This is a genomic window from Winogradskya consettensis (assembly GCF_018332715.1).
GTDB lineage: Bacteria > Actinomycetota > Actinomycetes > Mycobacteriales > Micromonosporaceae > Actinoplanes > Actinoplanes consettensis.
Genome location: NZ_BOQP01000079.1, coordinates 41,542 through 66,366, shown reverse-complemented (window position 1 = coordinate 66,366; position 24,825 = coordinate 41,542). Strand labels below are relative to the sequence as shown.

Annotated in this window: 24 protein-coding genes; 12 read left to right on the top strand and 12 right to left on the bottom strand. The window is 70.2% G+C overall.

Annotation, left to right across the window (positions count from 1 at the left end; genetic code table 11):
- Window positions 1-50 precede the first annotated feature (50 nt).
- From Aco04nite_RS47655 to Aco04nite_RS47635, 5 genes are all read left to right on the top strand, one after another.
- Complete coding sequence (locus tag Aco04nite_RS47655) at window positions 51-2,174, top strand: PKD domain-containing protein (RefSeq protein ID WP_213003773.1); 2,124 nt, start codon at window positions 51-53, stop codon at window positions 2,172-2,174.
- 141 nt (window positions 2,175-2,315) lie between these two features.
- Entirely contained in the window at window positions 2,316-3,986 is a 1,671-nt protein-coding gene (locus Aco04nite_RS47650) for a multicopper oxidase family protein (protein WP_213003772.1), read from the top strand.
- Window positions 3,983-4,738: a hypothetical protein gene (locus Aco04nite_RS47645; protein WP_213003771.1), complete on the top strand. Its 756-nt coding sequence runs from the start codon at window positions 3,983-3,985 to the stop codon at window positions 4,736-4,738. The genes Aco04nite_RS47650 and Aco04nite_RS47645 overlap by 4 nt, the downstream gene beginning before the upstream one ends.
- A 63-nt stretch (window positions 4,739-4,801) precedes the next feature.
- The gene (locus Aco04nite_RS47640) at window positions 4,802-5,320 is read left to right on the top strand and encodes a response regulator transcription factor (protein ID WP_244876830.1); all 519 of its coding nucleotides are present in this window, start codon (window positions 4,802-4,804) and stop codon (window positions 5,318-5,320) included.
- 162 nt (window positions 5,321-5,482) lie between these two features.
- Window positions 5,483-5,995 carry a GNAT family N-acetyltransferase gene (locus Aco04nite_RS47635; RefSeq protein WP_213003770.1) on the top strand — a complete coding sequence of 171 codons (513 nt, stop codon included), beginning with the start codon at window positions 5,483-5,485 and terminating at the stop codon, window positions 5,993-5,995.
- Window positions 5,996-6,006: 11 nt separating this feature from the next.
- On the opposite strand, the gene Aco04nite_RS47630 is transcribed toward Aco04nite_RS47635, so the two are convergent.
- From Aco04nite_RS47630 to Aco04nite_RS47620, 3 genes are all read right to left on the bottom strand, one after another.
- Window positions 6,007-7,014: a 2-dehydropantoate 2-reductase N-terminal domain-containing protein gene (locus tag Aco04nite_RS47630; protein ID WP_213003769.1), complete on the bottom strand. Its 1,008-nt coding sequence runs from the start codon at window positions 7,012-7,014 to the stop codon at window positions 6,007-6,009.
- Window positions 7,011-7,586: a TetR/AcrR family transcriptional regulator gene (locus Aco04nite_RS47625; RefSeq protein ID WP_213003768.1), complete on the bottom strand. Its 576-nt coding sequence runs from the start codon at window positions 7,584-7,586 to the stop codon at window positions 7,011-7,013. The genes Aco04nite_RS47630 and Aco04nite_RS47625 overlap by 4 nt, the downstream gene beginning before the upstream one ends.
- Window positions 7,587-7,676: 90 nt before the next feature.
- The gene (locus Aco04nite_RS47620; RefSeq protein WP_213003767.1) at window positions 7,677-8,255 is read right to left on the bottom strand and encodes a TetR/AcrR family transcriptional regulator; all 579 of its coding nucleotides are present in this window, start codon (window positions 8,253-8,255) and stop codon (window positions 7,677-7,679) included.
- Between the two features lie 261 nt (window positions 8,256-8,516).
- Here Aco04nite_RS47620 and Aco04nite_RS47615 point away from each other — a divergent pair, with 261 nt between their 5' ends.
- Genes Aco04nite_RS47615 through Aco04nite_RS47605 form a run of 3 tightly spaced genes read left to right on the top strand, consistent with a single transcriptional unit; the run spans window position 8,517 to window position 12,263 of the window.
- A complete protein-coding gene (locus Aco04nite_RS47615) occupies window positions 8,517-10,709 on the top strand; it encodes an MMPL family transporter (protein ID WP_213003766.1) in 2,193 nt (730 codons plus the stop codon).
- A gap of 54 nt (window positions 10,710-10,763) precedes the next feature.
- Window positions 10,764-11,666, top strand: coding sequence for a patatin-like phospholipase family protein (locus Aco04nite_RS47610; protein WP_244876829.1), 903 nt, complete (start codon window positions 10,764-10,766; stop codon window positions 11,664-11,666).
- 18 nt (window positions 11,667-11,684) lie between these two features.
- Window positions 11,685-12,263, top strand: a complete 579-nt coding sequence (locus Aco04nite_RS47605) for a TetR/AcrR family transcriptional regulator (protein ID WP_213003765.1) — start codon at window positions 11,685-11,687, stop codon at window positions 12,261-12,263.
- Here the strand turns inward: Aco04nite_RS47605 and Aco04nite_RS47600 are convergent.
- The 5 genes from Aco04nite_RS47600 to Aco04nite_RS47580 all read right to left on the bottom strand — a co-directional run bounded on the left by Aco04nite_RS47600 (window position 12,243) and on the right by Aco04nite_RS47580 (window position 15,737).
- Entirely contained in the window at window positions 12,243-12,713 is a 471-nt protein-coding gene (locus tag Aco04nite_RS47600) for an SUKH-4 family immunity protein (RefSeq protein ID WP_213003764.1), read from the bottom strand. The genes Aco04nite_RS47605 and Aco04nite_RS47600 overlap by 21 nt on opposite strands.
- The gene (locus Aco04nite_RS47595; protein ID WP_213003763.1) at window positions 12,710-13,405 is read right to left on the bottom strand and encodes a class I SAM-dependent methyltransferase; all 696 of its coding nucleotides are present in this window, start codon (window positions 13,403-13,405) and stop codon (window positions 12,710-12,712) included. The genes Aco04nite_RS47600 and Aco04nite_RS47595 overlap by 4 nt, the downstream gene beginning before the upstream one ends.
- 308 nt (window positions 13,406-13,713) lie before the next feature.
- Window positions 13,714-14,397, bottom strand: coding sequence for a class I SAM-dependent methyltransferase (locus Aco04nite_RS47590; RefSeq protein WP_213003762.1), 684 nt, complete (start codon window positions 14,395-14,397; stop codon window positions 13,714-13,716).
- Window positions 14,398-14,420: 23 nt separating this feature from the next.
- A complete protein-coding gene (locus Aco04nite_RS47585; RefSeq protein ID WP_213003761.1) occupies window positions 14,421-14,744 on the bottom strand; it encodes a plasmid stabilization protein in 324 nt (107 codons plus the stop codon).
- A gap of 336 nt (window positions 14,745-15,080) precedes the next feature.
- Entirely contained in the window at window positions 15,081-15,737 is a 657-nt protein-coding gene (locus Aco04nite_RS47580) for a GntR family transcriptional regulator (protein WP_213003760.1), read from the bottom strand.
- Between the two features lie 16 nt (window positions 15,738-15,753).
- Between Aco04nite_RS47580 and Aco04nite_RS47575 the strand changes: the two genes are divergently transcribed.
- Window positions 15,754-18,603, top strand: coding sequence for an FAD-binding and (Fe-S)-binding domain-containing protein (locus Aco04nite_RS47575; protein ID WP_213003759.1), 2,850 nt, complete (start codon window positions 15,754-15,756; stop codon window positions 18,601-18,603).
- Between the two features lie 126 nt (window positions 18,604-18,729).
- Here Aco04nite_RS47575 and Aco04nite_RS47570 read toward each other — a convergent pair whose 3' ends face one another.
- The 3 genes from Aco04nite_RS47570 to Aco04nite_RS47560 form a co-directional block, all read right to left on the bottom strand.
- A complete protein-coding gene (locus Aco04nite_RS47570) occupies window positions 18,730-19,602 on the bottom strand; it encodes an alpha/beta hydrolase (protein WP_213003758.1) in 873 nt (290 codons plus the stop codon).
- A gap of 235 nt (window positions 19,603-19,837) precedes the next feature.
- Window positions 19,838-20,626, bottom strand: a complete 789-nt coding sequence (locus Aco04nite_RS47565) for an SDR family oxidoreductase (protein ID WP_213003757.1) — start codon at window positions 20,624-20,626, stop codon at window positions 19,838-19,840.
- 41 nt (window positions 20,627-20,667) lie between these two features.
- On the bottom strand, window positions 20,668-21,027 hold the full coding sequence (locus Aco04nite_RS47560; protein WP_213003756.1) for a nuclear transport factor 2 family protein: 360 nt from the start codon (window positions 21,025-21,027) through the stop codon (window positions 20,668-20,670).
- Window positions 21,028-21,105: 78 nt separating this feature from the next.
- On the opposite strand from Aco04nite_RS47560, the gene Aco04nite_RS47555 reads away from it, so the two are divergent.
- The gene (locus Aco04nite_RS47555) at window positions 21,106-21,900 is read left to right on the top strand and encodes a MerR family transcriptional regulator (RefSeq protein WP_213003755.1); all 795 of its coding nucleotides are present in this window, start codon (window positions 21,106-21,108) and stop codon (window positions 21,898-21,900) included.
- Window positions 21,901-22,361: 461 nt separating this feature from the next.
- On the opposite strand, the gene Aco04nite_RS47550 is transcribed toward Aco04nite_RS47555, so the two are convergent.
- Complete coding sequence (locus Aco04nite_RS47550; RefSeq protein ID WP_213003754.1) at window positions 22,362-23,534, bottom strand: winged helix DNA-binding domain-containing protein; 1,173 nt, start codon at window positions 23,532-23,534, stop codon at window positions 22,362-22,364.
- 93 nt (window positions 23,535-23,627) lie between these two features.
- On the opposite strand from Aco04nite_RS47550, the gene Aco04nite_RS47545 reads away from it, so the two are divergent.
- Window positions 23,628-24,269 carry a TetR/AcrR family transcriptional regulator gene (locus Aco04nite_RS47545; protein ID WP_213003753.1) on the top strand — a complete coding sequence of 214 codons (642 nt, stop codon included), beginning with the start codon at window positions 23,628-23,630 and terminating at the stop codon, window positions 24,267-24,269.
- Window positions 24,270-24,329: 60 nt separating this feature from the next.
- On the top strand, window positions 24,330-24,752 hold the full coding sequence (locus Aco04nite_RS47540) for a VOC family protein (protein WP_213003752.1): 423 nt from the start codon (window positions 24,330-24,332) through the stop codon (window positions 24,750-24,752).
- Window positions 24,753-24,825 lie beyond the last annotated feature (73 nt).

Below are 24,825 nucleotides of genomic sequence, written 5' to 3'. Positions count from 1 at the left end.
GCCAGGCGGTCGTTAGACCTCGGTCCGATGTCCGCTCTGGCAGGAGTTCCATGAAAAACAGATTCACACGGGTCGCGCTGGTGCTGGGGGTGATCGTGACGATCGTGGCCCCGATCGGGGGTACGGCGATGGCGGTCGTCGTGCCCCCGGCAGCCGCCCGCTCCGGCAAGCTCGTCCAGGTCGGGCCGATCGCCGATCACGGCTTCCCCGCCTGGTACCGCGACAGCAACAACGTCCGGCTCGAAGGGTGTGTCTCGTTCGACGACCCGCTCTGCCCGGCGCTGGCCGACGAGGTCCCGAACCCCGATCTGCCGGTGTCCTACCCCGACAACTTCCCCGGGGAGTTCTTCTACCAGCTCGACGGCGCGGAGCTCACGCTGACCAACGGGGTGAAGGCCACCATCGGGCTCAACGTCGAGGGTGCCTTCGCCAACGACGAGGTGGTCGCCGGGGACGAGATCGTCTTCGGCCGGGTCCGGATCCGGTTCGCGGCGCCGGCGGGGGAGCGCTACCGGATCACCCACCCGTACGGCGTCGACGACCTCGTGGCGACCGCCAAGGGCATCAACATGACCGAGGACGTCGGCGCGGTGCCGGGGGCGTTCGGGCAGGTGCTCAACTCGCGGATCGGGCCGTTCCTCACGTGGGACCCGGCCGTCGCCCCGGCCGCCCCCGCCGGTTACGCAGGGGACCCCGGCGTGAACCACAAGGTCGTGGGGAGCCCGTACAACACGAACTTCGTGCGGATCGAGAAGCTCGACCCGGCCGGCGGCGCGGTGCTCGGCCAGGTCGGCTTCACCGAGTTGTTCAGCGTCCAGGGCCGGTACGCCACCAACGCCGGCGTCGACCTCGACCAGGCGACCTACAGCACCGCCGCGGACGGCTCCGGGGTGGCCGAGGTGTACGCCACCAGCGAGCCCGGGCAGGCCATCGAGGTCGTCGGCAACGCGGCGCTCGGCTTCCGCAACACCCGGCTCCGGGGTTCCAGCGGCCACTACTACGGCCGATTCCCGATCACCGGCCCGGTGCCTTCGGGGACGTCGCTCGAGGTGGTCAACGCCGGTGACCGGCCGGTGCCGCGCAAGACCCGCAAACTCGTCGACGTCGTGCAGATCACCGGGCTGAGCTACGACGCGGACGCGCAGGAGCTGTCCGTCGCGGCGACCTCGAGCGACAAGGCCGGCCGGCCCGCACTGACCGCGACCGGGTTCGGCGTGCTCGGCGGTTCCCCGTTCGCCGGGGTCGAGGCCCCGCCTGCCACCGTCACCGTCACATCCGCGGCGGGTGGCACGGCCACGGCGAGCATCATCGGCAGCGGGCACCCGTTCCTGCCCGGCGCACCGGTGGCCGGTGCGACCGCGGACTCCACGGCGATCATCGGGCAGACCGTACGTCTCGACGGCACCGGTTCGACGGGTGAGATCGACCGGTACAAGTGGACCCAGACCGCGGGTCCGTCGGTGGCGCTGAGCAATGCGATGACCTCCACCGCCACGTTCGTACCGGCCGCGGCGGGGACGTACGTGTTCACGCTCGAGGTGACCGGGCCGGGCGGTTCCGGCACGCCCGTGACGGTGACGATCGACGTGACCGGTGCTGTCGCTCCGAAGGCGGACGCGGGTGCCGACCAGACCGTGGTCCGCGGTCGCGCGGTGGCGCTGGACGGTTCCCGGTCGACCGCTGTGGAGTCGTACGCGTGGCGGCAGGTGTCCGGACCCGCGGTGACACTCACCGGTGCGATGACATCGCGTCCCACCTTCACCTATCCGGGCCAGGTTCTGCCGGCGGCTCCCGGGCCCAACCCGGCTTTCGTCTACGCCAACGACCCGGTGGTCCTGGAGCTGACCGTCCGTAACCCGGCCGGCGTCGCCACTGCTCAGGTGACCGTGCGGCCGTCGCCGGAGACGCTCTCGGGGCTGGCGGTGCGCTACCGCACGGGCAACAACGAGTGGCGGATCTCGGGCACCAGCAGTCTGCTCATCGGCCAGCGGGTGGAAGCGGTGCTCGGCAGCACCCTGACCGGCAAGGTGATCGGCGCTCCGGTAGCTGTGGACGCGACCGGCGCGTTCAGCATCCGGGTCACCGGACCGGCGCCCGCCGGGGTGACCACGATCAGCCTCGTCACCAGCATCGGAGGCCGGGTTCTGGCCTCTAACGTGCAGGTTACAAACTAGTTGAAAAGGGTAGGCGGCGCGCTTCTGCGACGCCGCCTACCCAATTAGTACAAAACGCCGAAAATACTGCCCGATCGCCCGAATACTCCCTGGTGTTACCTGCGTTGAGCAGGACATGGAAGATCAACGGGGAGATGTGGGATGACAAGCACCAATATGAGCCGGCGCAATCTGCTAAGGGGCGCACTGGCTCTCGGGGGCGGCGGACTGCTCGTCGCGGCGGCCGGCGGCGAGGTCATGGCCGCGTCGAGCAAGCTGGCTGCCAAGAACACGCCGACGCCGTACGCCGCGTTGTTCCGGCGGCCACCGCTGCTGATGCCGGCCGAGCAGGGCGTGGACGACGCCGGGCCGTACCAGCGTTACCGCCTGACCCAGAAGGTCGGCCAGGCCGCCATCGTGCCCGGCCTGCTGACGACCCTGGCCGGCTACAACGGGATCTTCCCCGGGCCGACCATCAAGGTTCCCCAGGGCACCCGCAGCGAGGTGCGGATCTCCAACACGCTGGGGGTCAGCCCGCTGCACGGCGGTAAGTACAGCACCGTCACGCACCTGCACGGCTCGGCGTCGCTGCCGCAGTACGACGGGTACGCCAACGACCAGACCGCTCCCGGGTGCTGCAAGACCTACAAGTACCCGAACTGGCAGCAGGCCCGGACCCTCTGGTACCACGACCACAACCACGGGACGACCGCGCAGAACGTCTTCGCCGGACTGGCCGCCCAGTACCACCTGAGCGACTGGTACGAGCGCGCCCAGTTGCCGCAGGGCGAGTACGACGTCCCGCTCGTCGTGAGCGACATGGCCTTCAAGGCGGACGGCTCGGTCGCATTCGAGGACGCCGACCACGCCGGGTTCATGGGCGACGTCGTGCTGGTCAACGGCGTGCCGTGGCCGAAGATGACGGTCAAGCCGCGGGTCTACCGGTTCCGGGTGCTGGTGGGCAGCATCTCCCGGTCGTTCCGGTTCGGGCTGAGCACCGGCGACCCGGTCTACGTGGTCGGCACCGACGCCGGCATGACCCCCGTGGTCAACGCCGTCGCGTCCTGGCGGCACGGGGTCGCCGAGCGCTACGAGATCCTCATCGACTTCCGCAAGTACAAGGCCGGTCAGAAGATCGAGCTGAAGAACCTGAGCAACAAGAACAATGTGGACTTCGCCAACACCGGCAAGGTCATGCAGTTCGAGGTCGTCGCCGATTCGGGGGCCCCGGACACCTACGCGATCCCGAAGACGCTGGATCTCGGACCGCAGCCGTGGGCGAATCGCGGCGCGATCGAGGTCAACAAGCTCACGCCGGAGATGGCCAAGGTCCGGCGCACCCTGCGGGTCCAGCGCAAGAGCGGCCTGTGGACGGTCAACGGTGAGACGTGGGCGGACGTGGAGAAGAGCAACTTCCAGCGGATCCTGGGCAACCCGAAGCCGTACGACATCGAGATCTGGGATCTGGTCAACGAGTCCGGCGGCTGGTTCCACCCGCTGCACATCCACCTCATCGACGCCCGGATCATCGCCCGCAACACCACCTCGGACCGCAAGGCGCACGCTTGGGAGTCCGGCGGCAAGGACGTCTTCTACCTGGGCGAGAACGAGACGGTGTCGGCGCTCATGCAGTTCACGACCGGGGACGGCAACACCGGCGGTCGCTACATGACGCACTGCCACAACCTGGTGCACGAGGACAGCGACATGATGATCCAGTTCGCTGTCGGCGACCTCAACGCCAACGACCCGGTGGCCTCGGATCCGCCGTACGTGGAGTACGAGCCCGAGACACCGGTCGTCTACGCCCCGAGCTACGCGCCGGGCACATGAGGAAGATCCCCCTCGTGCTGGGGGCGGTGGCACTCTGCGGTGCGGGCGTCTGGTTCTTCCGCCCCGCGGAGACCGTCCCACCGGCCCCGGCCGCGCCGGCCGCGCAGGTGGCGGCCGACGACGCCGGTGACGCGCGGGCCACGACCAGCTTCGACGGGCCGCTGGTGCACCGGCGCGCGGCGGTCGCGATCCACCCGGTCACCGGCGCCGACCCGCGGCACGTCGCCCGGGAGCTGCGGTCGGCCGCGACCGGTGCCGGCGTCGGCGCGCTGACGGAGTCCACGTTCGCGGTCTTCAGCGCCGAGTTGCTCGGATACCTGGTCCCGGAGCTGACCGTGGTGCTGCCCGAGGGCACCACGGTCGTCGAGGCCGAGGCGTTCATGCGTGACCACCGGCCCGCGGACGTCGGGTTCTACGTGGTCGAGCCGGTGCTGGTGCACGACCTCACGTTCGCGGTCGTCCCCGCCGCCGGGGTCGCCCCGGCGGCGGTCCGCGATGCCGAGGACAGGGAGGGTGTCCTGTCGGACTCGCTGAACCATTACGAGACCACCGTGCAAGCTGCCGGGCTCACGGTCCGGTACTTCGGCGCGATCCTCAGCGACGGTCAGGTGCTGGCCGTACGCGAGGCCATGGCCCGGGCCGCGCACGTCACGCCGGAGCGGGTGGGTGTCGAGGCCGGTGAGCCCGGCCCGGGTGTCGATCTGGGCACCGGCACCCCGGACCCGGGGGCCGCGCCGCACCGGCACGGCTGATCACTCCCGTGCTGCAACGCGGGGTGTGCTCAGCGCCGGAACAGTCAGGCCGATGGACTGCGCATGGCAACGATCACCCCAGCGCCCTCGGCGCCCACCCTGCCGGCCGGCCCGGTCGCCTCGCCCGGGGCGGCCACCGGCCCGGTCGCTTCGGCGGGGGCGCCCACCGTCCTGGTCGCCTCGCCGGGGGTGGCCACCGGCCCGGTCGCCTCGCGGGAGGCGGCCACCGTCCTGGTCGCCGATGACGACGAGGGCATCCGGGAGCTGATCGAGGTCAAGTTGCGGACCGCCGGGTATCACGTGCTGAGCACCGACAACGGCTCGACGGCACTCGACATCGCCGAGACCCACCTGCCGGACCTCGTCATCCTCGACGTGTCGATGCCCGGGCTGACCGGTTTCGACGTCGTCTACCAGCTGCAGGAGCTGCGGGCCACGGTCCGGATCCCCGTGATCATCCTGAGCTCCCTCGGCGGTCACGACGACGTCAGCCTGGGCTACACCATCGGCGCGGACGACTATCTGATCAAGCCGTTCAGCCCCCACGACCTCGTCCACCGGGTCCGATCGCTGCTGGCCTGATTCTTTGATCAGTTTGCAGTAGCGGCGAGGATCTGCCCCGGTGTCCGGCGCACCATTCAGCCTCGCGGCATGGTCTGCAACAACTGATCCGTCGGACGTGCTCTACATCCAGGGTCATCGGGGAGAAGACGATCTACTCTGGTCGGCGTGCCAGGATCATCGATGACCGCCGTTGTCCGTCAAGCCGTCGACGCCGATGTGGTCGATATCGCCACGATCTGCTCCGCGGCGTATCGCGAGACCTATCGCGACCTGCTTCCCGAGGGGTACATCGAGCGCAGCGTCGCCGAGTTCTACCAGGAGCCCCGGGTCGCCAAGGACGTGTCGCCGGCGCCCCCGGACTGGTTCGGCTACCAGGTGGTCGAGGAGGACGGCCGGGTCCTGGGTGCGGCGGGTGGTGGCATGACCGCCCCCGGCGTCGGCGAGTTGTCCCGGGTCTACCTCGAGTCGGCGGTCCGCGGCCGTGGCCTGGGCACCCTGCTGCTGGAACGGGTCACCGAGCAGATCCGCGCGGCCGGCGGGACCGAGATGTGGGTGTCGGTCTTCCTCGGTGACCGGGCCGGGATCGGTTTCTACCGCTCGCGCGGCTTCCAGCCGATGGACACGGTGCGGGCCACCCTCTCCCGCACCGACGACCACATCCGCAGCCTGCGCATGCGCCGCGAGCTGGACTGAGGTCCGCGCGTTCAGGGGATCCGGGACAGAAGCTCCCGCAGGGCCGTCATCGGGCGGCCGAGGCGCTCCCCCTCGGCGGCGAAGTCACGCAGGACCCGGGTGTCCTGCGCCTTGACCTTGCCGCCGTGGTGGAAGCGGTTGAACGCCGCGGTGTCCAGCGGGAGCATCTGCTTCTGCTGGCCCTGGTGGATCGCTGCGGTGAGGCGTGGCCCCAGCAACGCCCCTGCGACCTTCCCGACGGCGCGGTTGCGGGGCAGCGTCAGGATCTCCCGTTGCGCCCGGCAGGCCAGCGACCAGAGCTCCCTGTCGGCCACGACGGTGCCGATCGGCGGCCAGCCGGCGATGTCCCACGCGGCGTAGATGGTGAAGACAGCGCTGCCGACCACGTCGGCGATCTTCGGGCTCATGAACCCGCAGCGCGAGACCTTGCTGCGGTCGTACAGGGCCGCGAAGCGCTTCGCGGCCACCGGATGCGTACGCACGATGGTGAACCCGATCCTGCTCGAAGGATGCACGTAGCAGATCTCGGCGGCCGCGATCGCCGCCGCGTCCGCACCCGCCGGCACGGGCAGGCCCGCGCTGCCCTGGTGGGCGAGCATGCCCAGGAAACCATGGAGCAGCCGCTCATCGGGGATGCCCAGCGTCTCCCGGTAGAATGCCCGCAGGTCGACGCCGATGCCGTCCATCAGCACGACGGCGTCGGTGCCGCTGATGAGCTCACCGACCGCGCGCAGCGTCGCGGTGCCCTGATCGGTGCGGCTGGCGTGCCCGTCGAGGGTGACGACGACGAACGCGAACGCCTGCCCGTCGAGCTCCGCGGTGCCGTCGACGGTGCGATACCCGTCGAAGGTCTTCAGCACGTCGTCGTTGTAGTCGTACAGCTGCCGCGGAGCGGTGAACGCGGGCACCCGGCCCGGGCGCACCAGGAAGGTGACGTCGGCGCCGGCCAGGTGCAGGTGGTAGCCGAGGGCATGACCGACGGCGCCTGCGCCGACGATCAGAACTGCGGGCTTGCTCACGGGGTGGTCCTTCCAGGGCGGGGGGTACGCAGGCCGAGGGTGCGCCGGCCGGCATCGACGACATGGGTACGCAGATTGTCCGGCGCGACGTCGTTACGTCCCGGGGCGGCCGCGCAGGCGATCCCGGACAGGACGATGTCGGCCCTGATCCGCCCGCCGGGCCCGGGCCCGGGGTCCGCAGCGGCGAGCAGGCCGATCATCCGCCCGGTCACGGCGGCGAGCCCGGGATGGGAGCCGAGCAGCTCGGTGGCCCCGGGATCGCCGGTGAGCACGGGCAGCAGCTCACGATGGCCCAGCACGACGTCGACGAAGCCGGTGAGGGCCCGCTCGGCCCTGGCGTGCCGGCCGCGCAGTGCCTCGGCGGCCTCGACGGTTTCCAGCAGCTCGGCGCATACCGGCTCGATCACGGCGAGGAGCAGCTCCTGCCGGGAGCGGAAGTGGTGGTGGACGGCGGCCTTGGTGACGCCCAGCTCGTCGCCGATCATCTGCAGCGAGGTACCGGCCACGCTGTGCCGGGCGAAGAGCCGGATCGCGGCGTCGAGAAAACGTTGCTTTCCGGCGGCGGTGACCATGGCTGCCAGAGTAGCAGCAGACTTTACGATCGTATAGGCGTCTACTTTACGATCGTATAAGAATCTACTTTACGATCGTGTAGGGATTCGTCAGGCGGGAGTGGGGCGGCGGCGGATCTGCAGGAGGCGGCGGCCGAGGGTGGTCAGCTGCTCGCGCAGGACCTCAGGGCCGAGTTTGCTCAGCTCCGGGTCGCGCAGCGGGCCGACGATGCCCGCGCCGAACAGTGACAGGGCGATCCGGGTGGACGGGTCCGACGGGTCGACGACGAGGTGGGCCAGCTCGTCCCAGCCCTGGGTGAGGGCGTGGGTCGTGAGCAGTGCGCCGACCGCGGGATCACCGAGCATGACGGCGAACTGCTCGTGGTAGTCGACGGCCAGGTTGACGACGCCGGTGAGCAGCTCGTCGAGGCGGGCCTGCCGGCCGCGCCGGGTCCTGATCCGCGCCACCATCGCCTCGAGGGCCTCGACCACGGGGGCCAGCACGCCCAGGACCAGCTCGTCCTTGGTCTTGTAGTGGTAGTAGACCGCGGCCTTGGACACGCCCATCTCGTCGGCGATGGCCTGCAGGGAGGTGCCCTCCACGCCGTTCTGCGCGAACAGGCGCAGTGCCACGCCGTGCAGTTGCAGCCGCCCCGCCCCGCGGGGTCGCTGCCCGGTTGCTGACGCCACGGTTCCTCGTCTCCTGGAGAGCCCTCAGCCTATCGAAATCTGTTCGTAACTTGTCAAGCGGCCAGTTCGGTACTTACCAAGCGGCCAGTTCGGTACTTGCCAACCGGACAGTTCGATACTTGCCAACCGGACAGTTCGATACTTGCCAAGCGGCCAGTGTGACGCTTGCCGCATGGCTAGTTAGAAACTAGCTGTTCGGCAAGTTTAAGGCTTACCGTGATCGAGCCGAATGGAAAGTGACTGCACTTCTAGGGGGATCACGTGGCGACTCTGCTTTACCGGCTCGGCCGGTTCTCGTTCAGGCGCCGCAAGCTGGTGCTGGCCCTGTGGGTCCTGGTGCTCGCCCTGATGGGCGTGGGTGCGGCGACGCTGTCCGGGCCGACCAGCAACGCGTTCTCCATCCCTGGCACGGAGTCCTCGAAGGCGCTCGACGTCATCTCCGAGAAGATGGGCGGTGGTGGCAACACCGCGAGCGCCAAGGTCGTCTTCACCGTCGACGGCGACGCGAAGCTGACCGGTGCCACCCAGAAAGCGGCGATCGAGAAGGCCGTCGCCGCGCTGAAGGCCGCGCCTCAGGTGGCCGCCGTTGCCGACCCGTTCGAGTCGAAGACCGTGTCCCAGGACGCGCAGACCGCGTACGCGACCGTCACCTACACGGTCGCCGCCCCCGACCTCACCGATGCGGCCCGCGACGGCCTGACCGCCGCCGGTGACAGCGTCACATCGTCGGGGATCGAGGTGGAGTACGGCGGGGACGCCACCGTCGCCGCCACGGAGGCCGGTGCCACCGAGGTCCTCGGCGTCGCCGTGGCCGCCGTGGTCCTCGTGATCACGTTCGGCGCGCTCGTCGCCGCCGGCCTGCCCCTGCTGACCGCGATCATCGGCATCGGCGTCGGCATGGCGGGCATCCAGATCGCCACCGGCTTCTTCGACCTGTCCAGCTCCACCTCGGCGCTCGCACTGATGCTCGGCCTGGCCGTCGGCATCGACTACGCGCTGTTCATCGTCTCCCGGTACCGCCATGAGCTCGCCGAGGGCCGCGACGGGGAGGAGGCGGCCGGCCGCGCGGTCGGCACCGCCGGGTCCGCCGTTGTGTTCGCCGGTCTGACAGTCGTCATCGCCCTGGCCGCGCTCGCCGTGGTCGGCATCCCGTTCCTCGCCGCGATGGGCTTCGCCGCGGCGGCCACCGTCGCCGTCGCCGTGGTGGTCAGCCTGTCACTGCTGCCGGCCCTGCTCGGCTTTGCCGGCATCAAGGTTCTGCCCAAGGCGCAGCGCACCGCCGCCGGCAAGCACGAGCAGCCCGCGAAGACCGCGTTCGGCGAGCGCTGGGCCCGCCTGGTCGTCAAGAACCGCGTCCTGGCCCTGCTCGTCCCGGTCGCCGCGATCGCCGTCATCGCGATCCCCGCGCTCGACCTGCGGCTCGCCCTGCCCGACGACAGCACGGCGGCACCGGACTCCACCCAGCGCAAGGCGTACGACCAGCTCTCCGAGGGTTTCGGGGCCGGCTTCAACGGCCCGCTGATCATCGTGATCCAGGCCGCCGGGGGTAAGGCGGCCGAGGCCGGAACCCAGGCACAGAAGATCATCTCCGGGCTCGGCGACGTGGTCGTGGCCACCGCGCCGACACCCAACCGGGCCGGCGACGCCGCGATCCTGAGCGTCATCCCGAAGAGCGGCCCGACCAGCGAGGACACCAAGGACCTCGTGCACAACATCCGGGCCCAGGAGAAGAGCTTCACCGCCATGACCGGGGGCGCCACGCTCGCCGTCACCGGCACCGCGGCGCTGAACATCGACGTCTCCGAGAAGGTCAGTGACGCGCTGCTGCCGTACCTCGCGGTCGTGGTCGGGCTGGCGTTCATCCTGCTCATGCTCGTGTTCCGCTCGATCCTCGTACCCATCAAGGCCACCGCGGGGTTCCTGCTGTCGGTCGCCGCCACGTTCGGTGCGGTCGTCGCGGTCTTCCAGTGGGGCTGGCTCAACAGCCTGCTCGGCGTCGAGTCCACGGGCCCGATCGTCAGCTTCATCCCGATCTTCCTGATCGGCATCCTGTTCGGCCTGGCCATGGACTACGAGCTCTTCCTGGTCACCCGGGCCCGCGAGGAGTACGTCCACGGCGCCACCCCGGACGACGCGGTGATCAGCGGCGTCAAGTACGGCGCACGGGTCGTCACCGCCGCCGCCCTCATCATGATCAGCGTGTTCGCGGGCTTCATCCTCGCCGACGACACGATCATCAAGTCCCTCGGTTTCGCCCTGGCGTTCGGCGTCCTGATCGACGCGTTCGTCGTCCGGCTGACGATCGTCCCGGCGGTCCTGTCCCTGCTCGGCAAGGCGGCCTGGTGGCTTCCGAAGTGGCTCGACAAGGCCTTGCCGAACATCGACGTCGAGGGCGAGCAGCTCACCCGCCAGCTCGCCGCCGAACCCGAGAAAGAACTGGTCAGAACCATCTGATGGGTACGCCCGGAGCGGACGGACGCCGTCCGTCCGCTCCACTATCATCGGGGCATGTCCCAGCAACGGCGGGTCGCGCTGGCGCTGGGTTCCGGTGGCGCCCGCGGCTTCGCGCACATCGGCGTGCTCCAGGTCCTCGACGAGCGCGGCTTCGAGATCGTCGCGGTCGCCGGCTCGTCCATGGGAGCCCTCGTCGGCGGCGTCATGGCGGCCGGGCGGCTCAAGGAGTTCACCGACTGGGCGGTCGGCCTCAAACAACGCGACGTGCTGCGGATGATCGATCCCAAGTGGTCGACGCCCGGCGCGATGACCGCCGACCGGCTCATCGTCCACCTCAACGAGTTCCTCACCGACGTCGAGATCGAGCAGCTGCCCATCCCGTACACAGCGGTTGCCACCGACATCAACACCCGCCGCGAGGTCTGGTTCCAGCGGGGACTGCTGCGCTCGGCGGTCCGCGCGTCGATCGCCATCCCCGGCCTGATCACCCCGGTGGTCATCGGCGGGCGGCTGCTGGCCGACGGCGGGCTGCTCAACCCCGTACCCATCGAACCCACGGCCTCGGCCCCCGCCGACCTGACCATCGCCGTCTCCCTGCTGGCCCGCCGCCCCGACCACGAGTCCGCGGCGCCGATCAGAGCCGAAGCGGGCCCGGCCCGGCTCGACATCTGGCGCGACCGCCTGCGCCACGCGTTCCAGAGCCGCACCCCCGGCAGACCGGAGCCGTTCGAGGACGCCGCACTCCCCAGCGACCTGCGCCTCAGCGACGTCGTCTCCTCGTCGCTGGACGCCATGCAGGACCTGATCGCCCGCTACCGCATGGCCGGCCTGCCCCCGGACCTCCACATCGCCGTCCCGGTCACCGCCGGCCGGGTCATGGACTTCCACCGCGCCGGCGAGATGATCGACCTCGGCCGCGCCCTCACCACCAAGGCCCTGGACGAGGCCGGCTACTGATCCGCCTACATTTGAGCGATGCCGTACGACGCTGACGCCACCCGCGCCCGGATCTTCGCCGCGGCCGCCGAGGAGTTCGCCGCGGCGGGGATCGGCGGGGCCCGGATCGAGCGGATCGCGGAGCGCGCGCAGGCCAACAAGTCCCTGATCTACCGCTACTACACGAGCAAGGAAAATCTGTTCGCCGCCGTGCTCATGGGCGAACTGGCCGCGCTGGCGGAATCCGTCACCCTCGACCCCGGCCGGGTCGTGGACTACGTCGGCGAGTTGTTCGACTACCACGTCACGCACCCGCGGGTGATCCGCCTGATGGTGGCCGAGGGCTTCCACTACGGCACCGCCGACGTCCCGGACCAACGGGCGCGCACCGCGTACTACCAGGGCAAGGTCACCGCGGTCCGCGAGGCGGCCGCGGACCCGGTGCTGGCCCCGCAGAACCTCACCCTGATCCTGGTCGGCATGGTCGGCTGGTTCTTCGCCGCGCCCCAGATCTCCCGCATGATCCTCGACGGCGAGCCCCTCGACCCCGCCGTCCTCGCCACCCACCGCGCCGCCCTGCTGGAAGCCGCCCGCCGCCTAGTACAACCAGCGATCTAGCACGGCGGGCCAGAAGTGGGTCTCGTGGTCGCCGTCCCCGAAGGCGGGCGGATCGAAGGCCCTGATCAAGTCGAGCAGGCCGGCCAGTTCCGCGAGCGCCTGATCCTCGTACTCGCCGCTCTCGTCCCAGTGGTCGAGGGCTGTGGAGGTGGCCATGTGGTTGCCGACCAGGTGCAGTGACCGCAGCCAGAGGGTGATGCTGGAGTTGATGAGGACTCCGCGCCCCTCCGGCAGCAGCTCGAAGACCTCGCCGGTTTCCGCCGTTGCGCCATAGGCCGGCCCGTCCGGCCCGCTCGCCAGCCGGTAGGCGCCCGGCCCGGTGCTGAACGAAACCCTGTCGACCAGGCCCTCGATCAGCGGTACGCCGTCGGAGATCAACGCGGCTCTGTCCGCCTCGGGGAGGAGCCAGCCCGCCACGTCCGCCTCGGACGCGCGTACCACGGGGATCATGATGTCGCCCGGTAGTAGGAGTGGACGGCGGGCTGGCCGGTGTAGTTCGGGCCGGCGCGGTCGTCGGCGCCGAGGTAGACGTACGGGAGATCCAGGTGGCGGGGGCCGGTGCAGCTGATCCGGTGGTGGCGAGTGTCGTAGACCAGGCCGGCGGCGCGCAGTCGGGCGGTGAGGCGACGTCCGGCCGGGGATCCGTCGACCAGGCGGATGCTGGTGAGGTCCAGGTCGGCGACGAAGCGGCCGCCCGGGGTCAGCCATCGTACGGCCCGGCTGAGCAGGGCGAGCTTGTCGCCGATGTAGTGCAGGCCGTGGACGCAGGTGATCAGGTCGAAGGCCCGCTCCGGGGTCCACCTTTCGAGGGGAGCGGCGATGAGGGTGGGCCCGGGCCCCGCGGCGAACGCGTCCACGAGGTCGACGCCGATCAGCTCTGCGCGTACCTGAAGGGCCGCGGCCTGGAGCAGGGCGCGGCCGCTGCCGCAGCAGAGATCCAGCCATCCTGGATCGGCTTCTTTGCTGTCGCTTGCGTTGCGGTCGCCGTCGCCGCTTCCGCCTTCGCTGAGCCAGGCGAGTGGGTCGAAGCCGAGCACTCGCTCGTAGCTGTTGACGCCGGTCAGATTGCGGTCGCGGTTCATCGCGTTGTTGGCGACCACCGACGAGGCGTGCAGGGCCTGATCGGTGAGCAGATGTGCCATTCGGACAGCTTGCCAGCCCGCGCGTGCCGCGGGTATGGCGGCTCAGGGGATCCAATCCTGGAGCGAAGGAGGACCGTCGGGTCCACGACGTATTTCCCGATCGGCTGGCTGGTGCCGTTCCTGCCTGGGTTCGCGTTGCGTGCCGAGTGTTTCGAGGTCCCGGATCTGCCGGTTGCCGAGCCGGGCGCGTTCACGCTGCGGCTGCAACGCTCCGGTGTGGAGCTCGCGGTCCCCTCCGGCCGCAGCGCGCTGGAGGTGGTGATCGAGGCCGGTGTCGACGTGCTGAGCGACTGCGAGGAGGGCAGAGGCTATTTGCGGGCGATGACCAGGTTGTATCCCGGCGGGCTCAACGGGACCGTGCGTACGGTGAAGCCCGTTGCCGTCAGGTCCCGGCTGACTTCCTGCATCGTGTTGGTTCGGTAGTACATGACGAACGGCGGGCGCCACACGGCGTTGCGCACGCGCAGGGCGAGGTCGAATCCGAGCGTGGCCCAGTGCGCGATCGAGGTCACGGGTGGCCGCGAACCGGCGGGGAAGGCCAGCAGCCCACCGGGCCGCAGCGCGCGGTAGATCCCGTTGAACAGCGCGGGCCGCTCCTCCGGCAGGAAATGCCCCAGCGCCCCGAAGGTGACCGCCAAGTCGAAGCCCGCGTCGAACGGCAACGCCCTCGCATCGGCCCGCACGAACGAAGCATTCGGATAGGCACTGCGCGCCTGTCCGAGCATCCCGCTGCTGAAGTCGACGCCGGTGGTCCCGTCCTGGCACAACGCACCGAGGACCCCCATCCCGGCGCCGGTCCCGCAGCACACGTCGAGTCCCGTGCGGAACGGCCCGAGCCCGGACAGCGCGCGCGTGGTGGCGTCGAGCATGCTCTGCGGGGTGCGGAACGGTGTGTGGTCGAACTTCGGCGCGAGCAGGTCGTAGCCGTGCTCGACCGAGGACAATGCCTGGACGCACAGCTCACGCAGAGACGGTCCTTGCGGCGAGAACATCGGCCGAGGGTACCCGGCGGCGCTCAGCGCGCGAGGGCCTTCTCCAGCTCGGCCTTGCTCATCGCCGACCGGCCCTGGATGTTGCGCTGCTTGGCCTCGTTGTAGAGCTGCGCCTTGGTGCGGCCCCGGGCGCCGGTGTGCGACCGTTTCCCGCCCCGGTGACCGGACGAGACGTCGTCCAGGGAGGAGCGGCTCGCCGTGCGGGACTCCCCGGCGCGGGCGCGCTCCTTGTTCACCGTTCGCGCGGCGATCTCCGTGGCCACCTTCTCCGGCACGCCACGCTTCTCGGCGCTCTCCTTGATGTGCTCGTACTGCCGTTCCCGCTTCGGGCTGGATCCTGCAGGCATGGCGTACCTCCTTCGTCCGGTTTCTCCGCTGAGTAGATGCCCGGAACCGCGGCATTCACACGCGCAGAGTCACCCAGGCGGTTTTTCCGTCAGCCGTGATGTGGGCTCCCCAGGCGCCGGCGTCGAACTACCAACTTTGGAGGCGTTCTCGCGGGTCGGTGCCACGCCGCCGGCCTGACCGACCGCCAGAGCAGTGCGAAAGACTCTTCCTCTCGCACCGTACGGTCGGCGAGCACCTCTGTCGCGTCTACCCGAAACTGGGCATCACCACTCGGACAGCGCTGCCCGCCTCCCCGGGCTCTGCCGCCTTCCTCGCCCGCTCCTGGGTCCTGCCGGTCACAGGTTCGTGACGAGGAGGTGGGCGGTCGCTTCGAGGTGGGTGCGCATGGCGGCCTCGGCGGCGGCGCCGTTGCGGGCGAGGACGGCGGTGACGATCGGCTCGTGTTCGGCGTGGATCTGGGCGAGGGTGCGGCCGCTGGCTGTGGTGGGCGGGCCGAGCAGGGCGGTCGTGGTGCGGAGGCGCTCGATGATGGCGGCGGTGCGAGGCCGGCCGGAGGTGCGCAGGAGCAGGTCGTGCAGGGAACGGTCGGCAGGCCAGAAGGAATTCTCGTCGTCGCGGGCGGCCGCGGCGGCCATCGCGGCCAGGGTCGCGCCGATCAGGGCGTGCTGGTCGGCGGTGCCCAGCGTCGCGGCCAGGCGGGCGGCGGGTGGCTCCAGCGCGAGCCGGATGCCGATGATCTCCTCGATGTCGTGGGCCTGCGGGGGCAGGACGCGGAACCCTCGGTTACGTCTGATTTCGATCAGCCCGGCCTCCTCCAGGCGGAGCAGGCCCTCGCGGACCGGGCTGCGGGAGATGCCGAGCAGGTCCGCCAGCTGATAGACGGAATATGTCACGTCGGGGACCAGCTCACCGGCCGCTACGCCGTGCCGGACGGCCTTGACGACGGCGTCGGCGAGGGACTGGGCCTCGGGTGGCAGTGCGAGCTCCGGCATGAGTAACATGTTACCCATGAGCGTGGATCTGGGCAGTCCCTCCCCGGCCGGTCTCCCGTCGGCAGATCCGTCGGCGGGCGGCATTTCGTCTGCCGGCGTGGTGGCGGCGCTGGAGCGGGCCGGGCTCGAGGTGCGGGCCGACAAGGGCACGCTCGGGATGTATTCCTCCGACGCCTCTTTGTACCGGATCCCGCCGCTCGCCGTGGTGCGGCCGCGGGACGTCGACGAGGTGGCCGCGGCGCTGGCCGTCGCGCGGGAAACCGGTGTTCCGCTGACCTCGCGCGGGGCCGGCACGTCGGTGGCGGGCAACGCCGTCGGGCGGGGGATCGTGCTCGACTTCTCCCGGCACCTCAACCGGGTGCTGAGCATCGACCCCGAGGCGCGGACGGCGGTGGTCGAGCCGGGGACGGTGCACGCCGTGCTGCAGAAGGCCGCGATGCCGCACGGTGTCCGCTTCGGGCCGGATCCGTCGACGCATCCGCGGTGCACGATCGGCGGGATGATCGGCAACAACGCGTGCGGGTCGCGGTCCCTGGCCTACGGGCGGACGTCTGACAACGTCGCCGGCCTCGAGCTGCTGACCGCGGGTGGGGAGCGGTTCACCACCGGGTATGACGGCGGGATCGCGGTTGTCAGTGGAGCCGAGTCGGTGCTCAGCGGCGTACGAAACTCGGTGGGAAGCCATCTTGCGACGGCCCGGACCGAATTTGATCGGTTTGGCCGGCAGGTGTCGGGTTATGCCGTGCAGCATCTGCTGCCGGAGCGGTTCGACCTGACCCGGGCGCTCGTCGGGTCGGAGGGCACGCTGGCCGTGATCACCCGGGCGACCGTGAAGCTGGTGGTGGATTCGCCGGTCCGGGTGGTGGTGGTGCTCGGGTTCGCCGACATCGTCGCCGCAGGGGAAGCGTCGCCGGCCGTGGTCGCGCACGGTCCGACCTCGTGCGAGGGCCTTGACTCGCGGCTGCTCGACGTGCTGCGCGCCCGCCGCGGGCCGGATGCGGTGCCGTCGCTGCCACGGGGCGCCGCCTGGCTCTTCGTCGAGCTGGCCGGGGACGAGCTGGGCGAGGTGACGTCGCGGGCGCAGAAGCTCGCCGCCGACGGCATCGGGCTCGACGCGCTGGTCGTCACCGACCCCGCCACCCAGGCCCGGTTGTGGCGCATCCGGGAGGACGGCGCGGGGCTGGCCGGCCGGGCGCCCTCCGACAAACCCGCGTGGCCCGGCTGGGAGGACGCCGCGGTGCCCCCGCAGAAGCTCGGCGCCTACCTGGCCCGGTTCGACGAGCTGGTCGCGTCGTACGGCATGACGTCCGCGCCGTTCGGCCACTTCGGCGACGGCTGCATGCACGTGCGCCTCGACTTCCCGCTGGACCAGCCCGGCGGCACGAAGGTGATGCGCGAGTTCCTGACCGACGCCGCCCGGCTCGTGGGCGAGTTCGGCGGCTCGTTGTCGGGGGAGCACGGTGACGGCCGGGCCCGTTCGGAGCTGTTGCCGCACATGTATTCACCGGAGGCGATCGCGCTGTTCGCCGGGATCAAGCATGCCTTCGACCCCGGCAACCTGCTCAACCCCGGCGTCCTGGTCGACCCCGACCCGGTCGACGCCGACGTCCGCCCCGCCGGCCGCTTCCCGCTCAAGCAGCTGGCCATGGCCTATCCCCACGACGACGGCGACCTGGGCCAGGCCGTCCACCGCTGCACCGGCGTCGGCAAGTGCCGCGCCGACAACTCCGCGGCCGGCGGCGTCATGTGCCCCTCCTACCTGGCCACGCGCGAGGAGAAGGACTCCACCCGCGGCCGGGCCCGGGTGCTGCAGGAGGTCGTCCGCGGCGAGCTCGCCTGGACCGACCCGTCCGTGCACGACGCCATGGACCTCTGCCTGTCCTGCAAGGGTTGCGCCTCCGACTGCCCGACCGGCATCGACATGGCCACCTACAAGTCGGAGGTGCTGCACCAGAGCTACAAGGGCAAGCTGCGCCCGCGCTCGCACTACACTTTGGGCAAGCTGCCGTTCTGGTCCCGCCTGGCCGGCTGGACCCCGCGCCTGGCCAACCTGGCCACCCGCCTCCCCGGCGCAGCCCTGTGGCTGGCCGGCGTCGACAAACGCCGTTCCGTCCCGGCGTTCGCCCGCCGCCCGTTCCACCGCAGCTTCGTCCCCGAGAGTGTGCAGACCCGCACCCCCGTGGTGCTGTTCGCCGACTCCTTCTCCGACGCCTTCTCACCCGAGGTCGCCGACGCCACCGTCCGCGTCCTGCGCGCAGCCGGCTACGAACCGCAACTGCCCTCCGGCTCGGTCTGCTGCGGCCTCACCTGGATCACCACTGGCCAGCTCGACTCGGCCAAGAAGATCCTCACCCGCACGGTCGCGGCCCTGGCCCCCGACGCCCGAGCCGGCATCCCCATCGTCGGCATCGAGCCGTCCTGCACGGCGGTGCTCCGCTCCGACGTCCAGGAACTGCTCCCCGGCAACGAGGACGCCAAGACGGTCGCCGCCTCGGTCCACACCCTCGCGGAACTGCTCGCCAAAACCCCCGGCTGGACCCCACCCGACCTGTCCGACATCGAGGTCGTCGCCCAGCCCCACTGCCACCACCACGCCATCCTGGGCTGGAAAGCCGACGCCGACCTCCTGGCCTCCACCGGCGCCAAGGTGAAACGCCTGGCCGGCTGCTGCGGCCTGGCCGGCAACTTCGGCGTCGAACTGGGCCACTACGAGGTCTCCGTCGCCGTCGCCGAGCAGAACCTCCTCCCCGCCCTCGACGCCGCCCCGGACGCCGTGGTCCTGGCCGACGGCTTCTCCTGCCGCACCCAGGTCGCCGACCTCCGCAACCGCCCCGCCCTCCACCTGGCCCAGCTCCTCGACCGCTGACCCCGCCCGTACCACTCGCCCGGGCTGTCCCGGTTCCCAGTCGCCCTTCCAGGCCATCCGGTTCACGCCGGGCGACCGGGTCAAACCGTGACACCATCGGGCTCTTTCCATCAGAGAGCCGCCCATTCACCTGCCCAGCTGGCGGTGCAGCCACGCCGCGCGGGCAGCGATCGCGTCCCTGGAGATCGCGGCGGACGGTGCCACGACGTCGAACCCGTGGAAACCGCCGGGCCAGACGTGCAACTCACCGCGGCCGCCGGCCTGCCACCGGCGGCTCGCGAAGGCGGCGTCCTCGTCCCGGAACGTCTCGGCTGAGCCGACGTCGATGAAGGTGGGTGGTAGGCCGGACAGGTCCTCGGCGCGGGCCGGGGCGGCGTACGGGGACACCTCCGGCCCCCCGCGTACGGCATCGCCGAGGAGCGCGTTCCAGCCGGTCTCGTTGGAGCGGTTGTCCCAGATGCCGAAGCCGCGCATCTGGCGCGCCGAGGGCGAGTCGTTGCGGTCGTCGAGCATGGGGCTCAGGAGCAGCTGTCCCGCGATCGTCGGGCCCCCACGGTCACGGGCCATGAGGGCGACGCCTGCGGCCAGTCCGCCGCCGGCGCTCATGCCGGCGACGACGATGCGGCCAGGGTCGACGCCGAGCTCGTCGGCGTGCTCCGACAGCCAGCGCAGACCGGCGTAGCTGTCCTCGACAGGACCCGGGTGGGGAGTCTCCGGCGCGAGTCGGTACTCGACCGAGACCACCGCCGTGCCCAGCGGTTCAGCCAGGTCCAGCACTTCCGGGAGGCCGAACCGGTTGTCGCCGACGATCATCCCACCGCCGTGGATGAAGTAGATGGCCGGAACCGGCGTGCGCCTGTGCCGCGGGAGGCAAACGAGTAGCGCGACGTCCGGGTCCCCGTCCGGACCGGGAACAGTCCTCTGACGGACGAGGTAGGCACCGTCGCGCGACAGGACGTCGTCGGTCGGGGTCGGTACGCCGGGAACGGGCCGGCGCATCTCGACGATGGTGTCCGGTCGGTACGCGTCCGGGGGGGGCGGATGCCGGTCAGCACGTCCAGGACGGGGGCGAGCTCGGGATCGAAGGGTGGCGGCGGTCCGACCGGCTGGACGGGGGAGGGTGCGGTGACGTGAGTGGTCATGGGGTTCCTCGTCGTCGATGACTTATCGGGTGTTTCCTCGGGTGGTCCGGACGGGGCGGCCGCGATCTTCTTGAGGCCGCCCCGCCGTCGGCTCACAAGGTCGGGACCGTGCCGCCGTCGATGACGTACTCGGCGCCCACGATGGCCGAGGCGCGGTCCGACACCAGGAACCCGACCAGGTCGGCGATCTCCTCGGGCTGGGCGAATCGCCCCAGGGGAACCCCGCCGAGGGAGTTGTAGATCGTCTGCTTGGCGGCTTCGCGGGTGAGCCCGTTGCCCTCGGCGATCCGGTCCACGAACCGCTCGTAGGCCTCGGTCTCGATGCCGCCGGGGCTGATCGCGTTGACCCGCACGCCGCGCGGTGCGAGCTCGTTGGCGAGGCCCTTGCTGTACGTGCGCAGGGCCGCCTTGGCCGCCGCGTACGCCAGTGACGCGTCGTACTGCGGCAGTTCCCGCTGGATCGAGGTGAAGTGCAGCACCACACCCGACCCGGCCCCGGCCATCGGCGGCAGGAGAGCCCGGTCGAGCCGCACCGCACCGAAGAAGTTCAGGTTCAGTTCGGTCAGCCACTGCTGTTCCGTGATGACCGCGAACCCACCGGACGGCGTCGAGGCGCCCCCGACGACGTGCACGAGGATGTCGAGCGCGCCGACGGACTCGGTGATGCGGTCCGCCACGAGTTGCGCGCCCTCGACGGTCGACGTGTCCGCCTCGATGAACCGCTCGGGGTGGTCGTACCCGTCGGGCATCGTCCGGGCTGTGGTCCACACGTCGGCGCCCATCTCCCGCAGGCGGGTGACGACGGCCTTGCCCGAACCCTTCGACCCGCCCGTGACGAGCGCGTGGCGGCCGTCGAGGCGGTCACGTTCTTTGCTGGACATTTTTCTCTTCCTTCAGACGGTTGGGTGGTGTGCGGTCGGGCTCAGGCCTGGTGGTTGGCGATGACGAGCTCGGCCACGAGGTTGCCGCGGAGGGTGAAGCGGTAGTCCAGGTCGGCGACGCCGCCGGGGAAGGTGCCCTCGAGGCGCAGGGTCACCACCCAGTGGTCGTCGTCGACGCGGCGGGCGCCGATCTGCTCGGTGGTGTACTCGAACTCGGAGCCGGCGTCGCGCAGGAACGCGTGCACCTCATCGCGGCCCCGGAAGGTCTCGTTCTGGTCGACGATCACGACGTCCTCGACGAGGAACGACGAGGCCGTGCCGGCGTCGTGCACGGTGCTGGCTGCGAGGAAGTCGCGGACGGTGGTCGGGAGGATGTCGGAGCGAAGGTCGCTGTTCGTCATGTCGTCACCGTGCGGCCTCGCGGGGCCGGAGGGTCAAGTGCTGGACCCTCCCCCTGGGGGAGGGTCCACACTGAGGGGGTGCTGACGATCGGGGAGTTCTCGCGTTTGACCCACCTGAGCGTGCGGACCCTGCGCCGTTACCACGAGGGGGAGCTGCTCGAGCCGGCCGTCGTGGACGGGGCGACCGGCTACCGCTACTACTCCGTCGAGCAGATACCGACCGCGCAGGTCATCAACCGGCTCCGCGAGCTCGACGTCCCCTTGAGCGACGTGCAGCGGATCCTGCGGACGCCGGATCCCGGCGTCCGGTCGACCCTGGTCGCGGGTCACCTGCGGCGCTTGGAGGCCGAGCTTTCTCGCACCCGGGCCGCGGTCACCTCGCTGCGCCGCCTCCTGCAGCCCGACCCCGCGCCGATCGAGGTCGAGCTGCGCGCCGAACCCGCCCGCGAGGTCGCGGCGGTCGAGGCCGTGATCGGCCACGCCGACGTCGAGGCATGGTTCGCCGGCGCAATGGCCGAGCTGCAAGCGGCCGTGGGCGCAGGTAGGACCGGACCACCGGGGGGTAACTACGACAACTCCCTGTTCGAGGAGGGCCGCGGACGGGTGCTGGTCTATCTGCCGACCTCCACCCCGCCGCGCACCGGACGGGTGCACGCCGTGACCCTGCCCGCCGCGGAACTGGCGGTGACCACCCACGTCGGCGAGCACGAGGGCGTGGACGTCACCTACGGCGAGCTCGGTGCGTGGGTCGTGGAGAACGCGATGTCGGTGGCTGGGCCCGTGCGGGAGGTTTACCTCGTGGGGCCCCGGGATGTGAGCGATCCGGCCGCCTGGCGCACGGAGATCGGGTGGCCGGTGTTCCGCGTGACATGACGACGTGTAGACAGTGGACCGCCGTCCTGGCCGACGCCCTGGCGGTGACTGCGCCACTCCGGCGGCGCGCATCAGCTCGATCGCCGGCCACAGCACCTTGTCCCCCGTCGCCCCGCAACGACCTGACGCTGGGCAGGCCCTGCGGCGCCCACCGATGGCACTCGACAGGGGTCGTTCCGGCTCGGTGACAGGCGCTACGGCGTCAAGTATCGGGGTGACTGCGCGATGCCGGGAGGGTGGTCGTTGAGCTGGGTGTCCCGTCAGGGGAACGGTCATCGGGACACCAGCGATCCGTTCGGCTGGGGGTGAGCGGCAACGTAGGTCGGTTCAGTTCTGGCATCGCTCTGCGGCTCGTAGATTGAGGTCGATGATGAGGGGCGCGAAGCGGCTGTCGATGACGTTGAGCGGATGAGTGCGGAGCGCGCGAGATTCGTGGCGCTCTGCTGGTCCGGTCTTGTCGCTCAGAGCAGCGACTTCTCCAGCGGTGTTCGGATCGAGGGGGTGACGACCGTCCCGTCGAGCCGCCGCTGGAGTTCCGCGGCAGCCAGGTGAATGGTTGATGTCGCGTCGGTGCCCCGGTCCACGCGGATCGACGTTCGCACTTCACCGGTGGTTGCCACGGCCCAGGAGCCGATGATCTCGCCGTTCCACCACAGGGTCGGGCCGATGTTGTCGGCCGTGTCGAAGATCTCGCGCCGGTCGATGCTGAGGAACCACTCGCGTTCCTTCCATCCCATCGGTGTGGAGTCGAGCGAGGGCAGAAGGGCGGCGTGCGGCGGGGAGTCGGGGATCTCGAGATCGGGCTCACCCAGCATCAGTCCGGTACGGCCGTGGAGGTCGACGTCGATGGTCGGCAGGCGCGAAAGGGCGCGTGTGGTCGTGGTCTTGTTCCACCCCGTCCACCATTGCAGATCGTCCGCGGTCGTCGGCCCGTACCGCTCCAGGTAGCGTCGCGCGAGCGCACGCTGTGCATCGGTTTCGCTTATCGCCTCGAAGTTGTGTGGCCACCAGGCCACCGCAGGCTGCCAGAGGTGATTCCTCGACGTCCACGCTCCAGTCGGTATACCGCGGACAATCAACCCGTCAGCGCTCATGATGGTCAGCAATGGTGACGTGACTTTCTGTCGAACCTCCGACGGCGACCCTGGAGGAATCACCGTCGTCAAGCCTGGAACCCGCGCCGACAGTTGAGCACCGGTGGCGGACCCCGCATCGACGAGTGCGGCCAGCGTCTGCTTCTCCACATCGTCGAGCCAAGCGCCAAGGTCGCCCTCGATAGCCGGTTCAGCGCCGTTGCGCCGCAGCCGGCTGAGCAGCTGTCGACGCAGCGTCGCCGCGAGCGGTGTGCTGACCGCGGCCTGGATTCCGGCGATGTCCGAGGTCGGGAACACGAAAAGGGTGCGGCGCATCGCCATCCAGCGCACCATGCTTCGCCGTGCGTACATCGCGTCGACGATGCCTGGGATCGTGGTCGTCCTGCTTCGTGCGAGGACGGACAGGAACGGTGTGGCCGGGTCGGTGGCGTGCAGCCCGATGAGCGTGGCAGCGACCTGATCGGGGCCGGTGGCGTCCCCCTGCAGAAGGTGACGGTGCGCGATGACGAGGCGACGTTGTTCGGGCGTGATGGTGAGCAAAGCGGTCCTCCATGATGAGCTGCGGCACCCTGACCAGGGCTTTCTCAAAAACGATACTTGCTCATATCGAGATGCTGGCGTATCGTTTTAACCATGAGTGAAGCAGACGACGACCAGACGGTGAACACCCCCGCTGCGGCGGCTCGCCGTCCTGGGCCGAAGCTCGACGTCGCCCGCAACGCCAAGATCCTCGACTCGGCACTCGAGGTGCTCGCCGAGACCGGCTATGACGGCATGACCATCGACATGGTCGCCGCCCATTCCGGCTCGGCCCGCGCGACGGTCTACCGTCGCTGGAGCACCAAGGCCGACCTTGTCGTCGACGCGGTTCGCCACATGAGCGCGTCCGATACCGCACAACTCACTCTGCCTGACACCGGCACCCTCCGCGGCGATCTCATCGCCGCCGTCATCCCGTTGAGCGTCGAGGACCAAGAGCGGCGCATCAAGGTGCTCGCAGGGCTGGCAACGCTGGCCAAGACGGAACCCCGCCTCGCCGGCATCGGTGGCGGTGCGGGTATCGAGCCGTGGGTCGACGCGGCCCGAGTGCTTCTGCAGCGTTCCATCGACCGGGGCGAGTACCCCGGCGCCGACGTCGACACGCTCGCCCGGGTCATGCCGATGATGAGTATCTGCCGCGCCGCCGTGCAGCAGCAGCCCATCACGCCCGAGTTCACGCTGTCGCTCATCGACAGCGTGATCCTGCCCGCGATGCGCGGCGCCCAGCTCACCTGAGCTGTCCGAACACACAACCTGCGTTTCCCGTTTCAGCCAACCCCATCAGAAGGAGCTCTCATGAGCGTCACCACGACCACCCACATCAACTTCCGCGGCCAGGCCCGCGAGGCCCTCGGCCTCTACGCAACCGTTTTCGACGGCACTGTCACAGTCGCCACCTACACCGACATCCACCAGGTCACCGACCCCGCCCAGGCCGACAGCGTCGCCTGGGGCCAGGTCGAGGGGGCCAACGGATTCCGCGTCATGGCCTACGACGTTCAGAGCGCCAAGCCGTTCGACCACGGCCAGAACTCCTTCTACATCGCCCTGCGCGGCACGGACGCGGCGGAGATCCAGACACAGTGGGACCGCCTCACCGAGGGAGCCGAAATCCTGACCCCGCTCGCCCCGGCGGTCTTCGCCCCGCTCTACGGCATGCTGACCGACCGCTTCGGCGTCACCTGGATCATCGACGTCACCGCTCCCGCACAGGCGTAACCACGTCATCGAGATCGACGCCATGACCGGGCCTGGAACGCCAGTTGGGCCCGCGCCGATGACGTCGACGTGA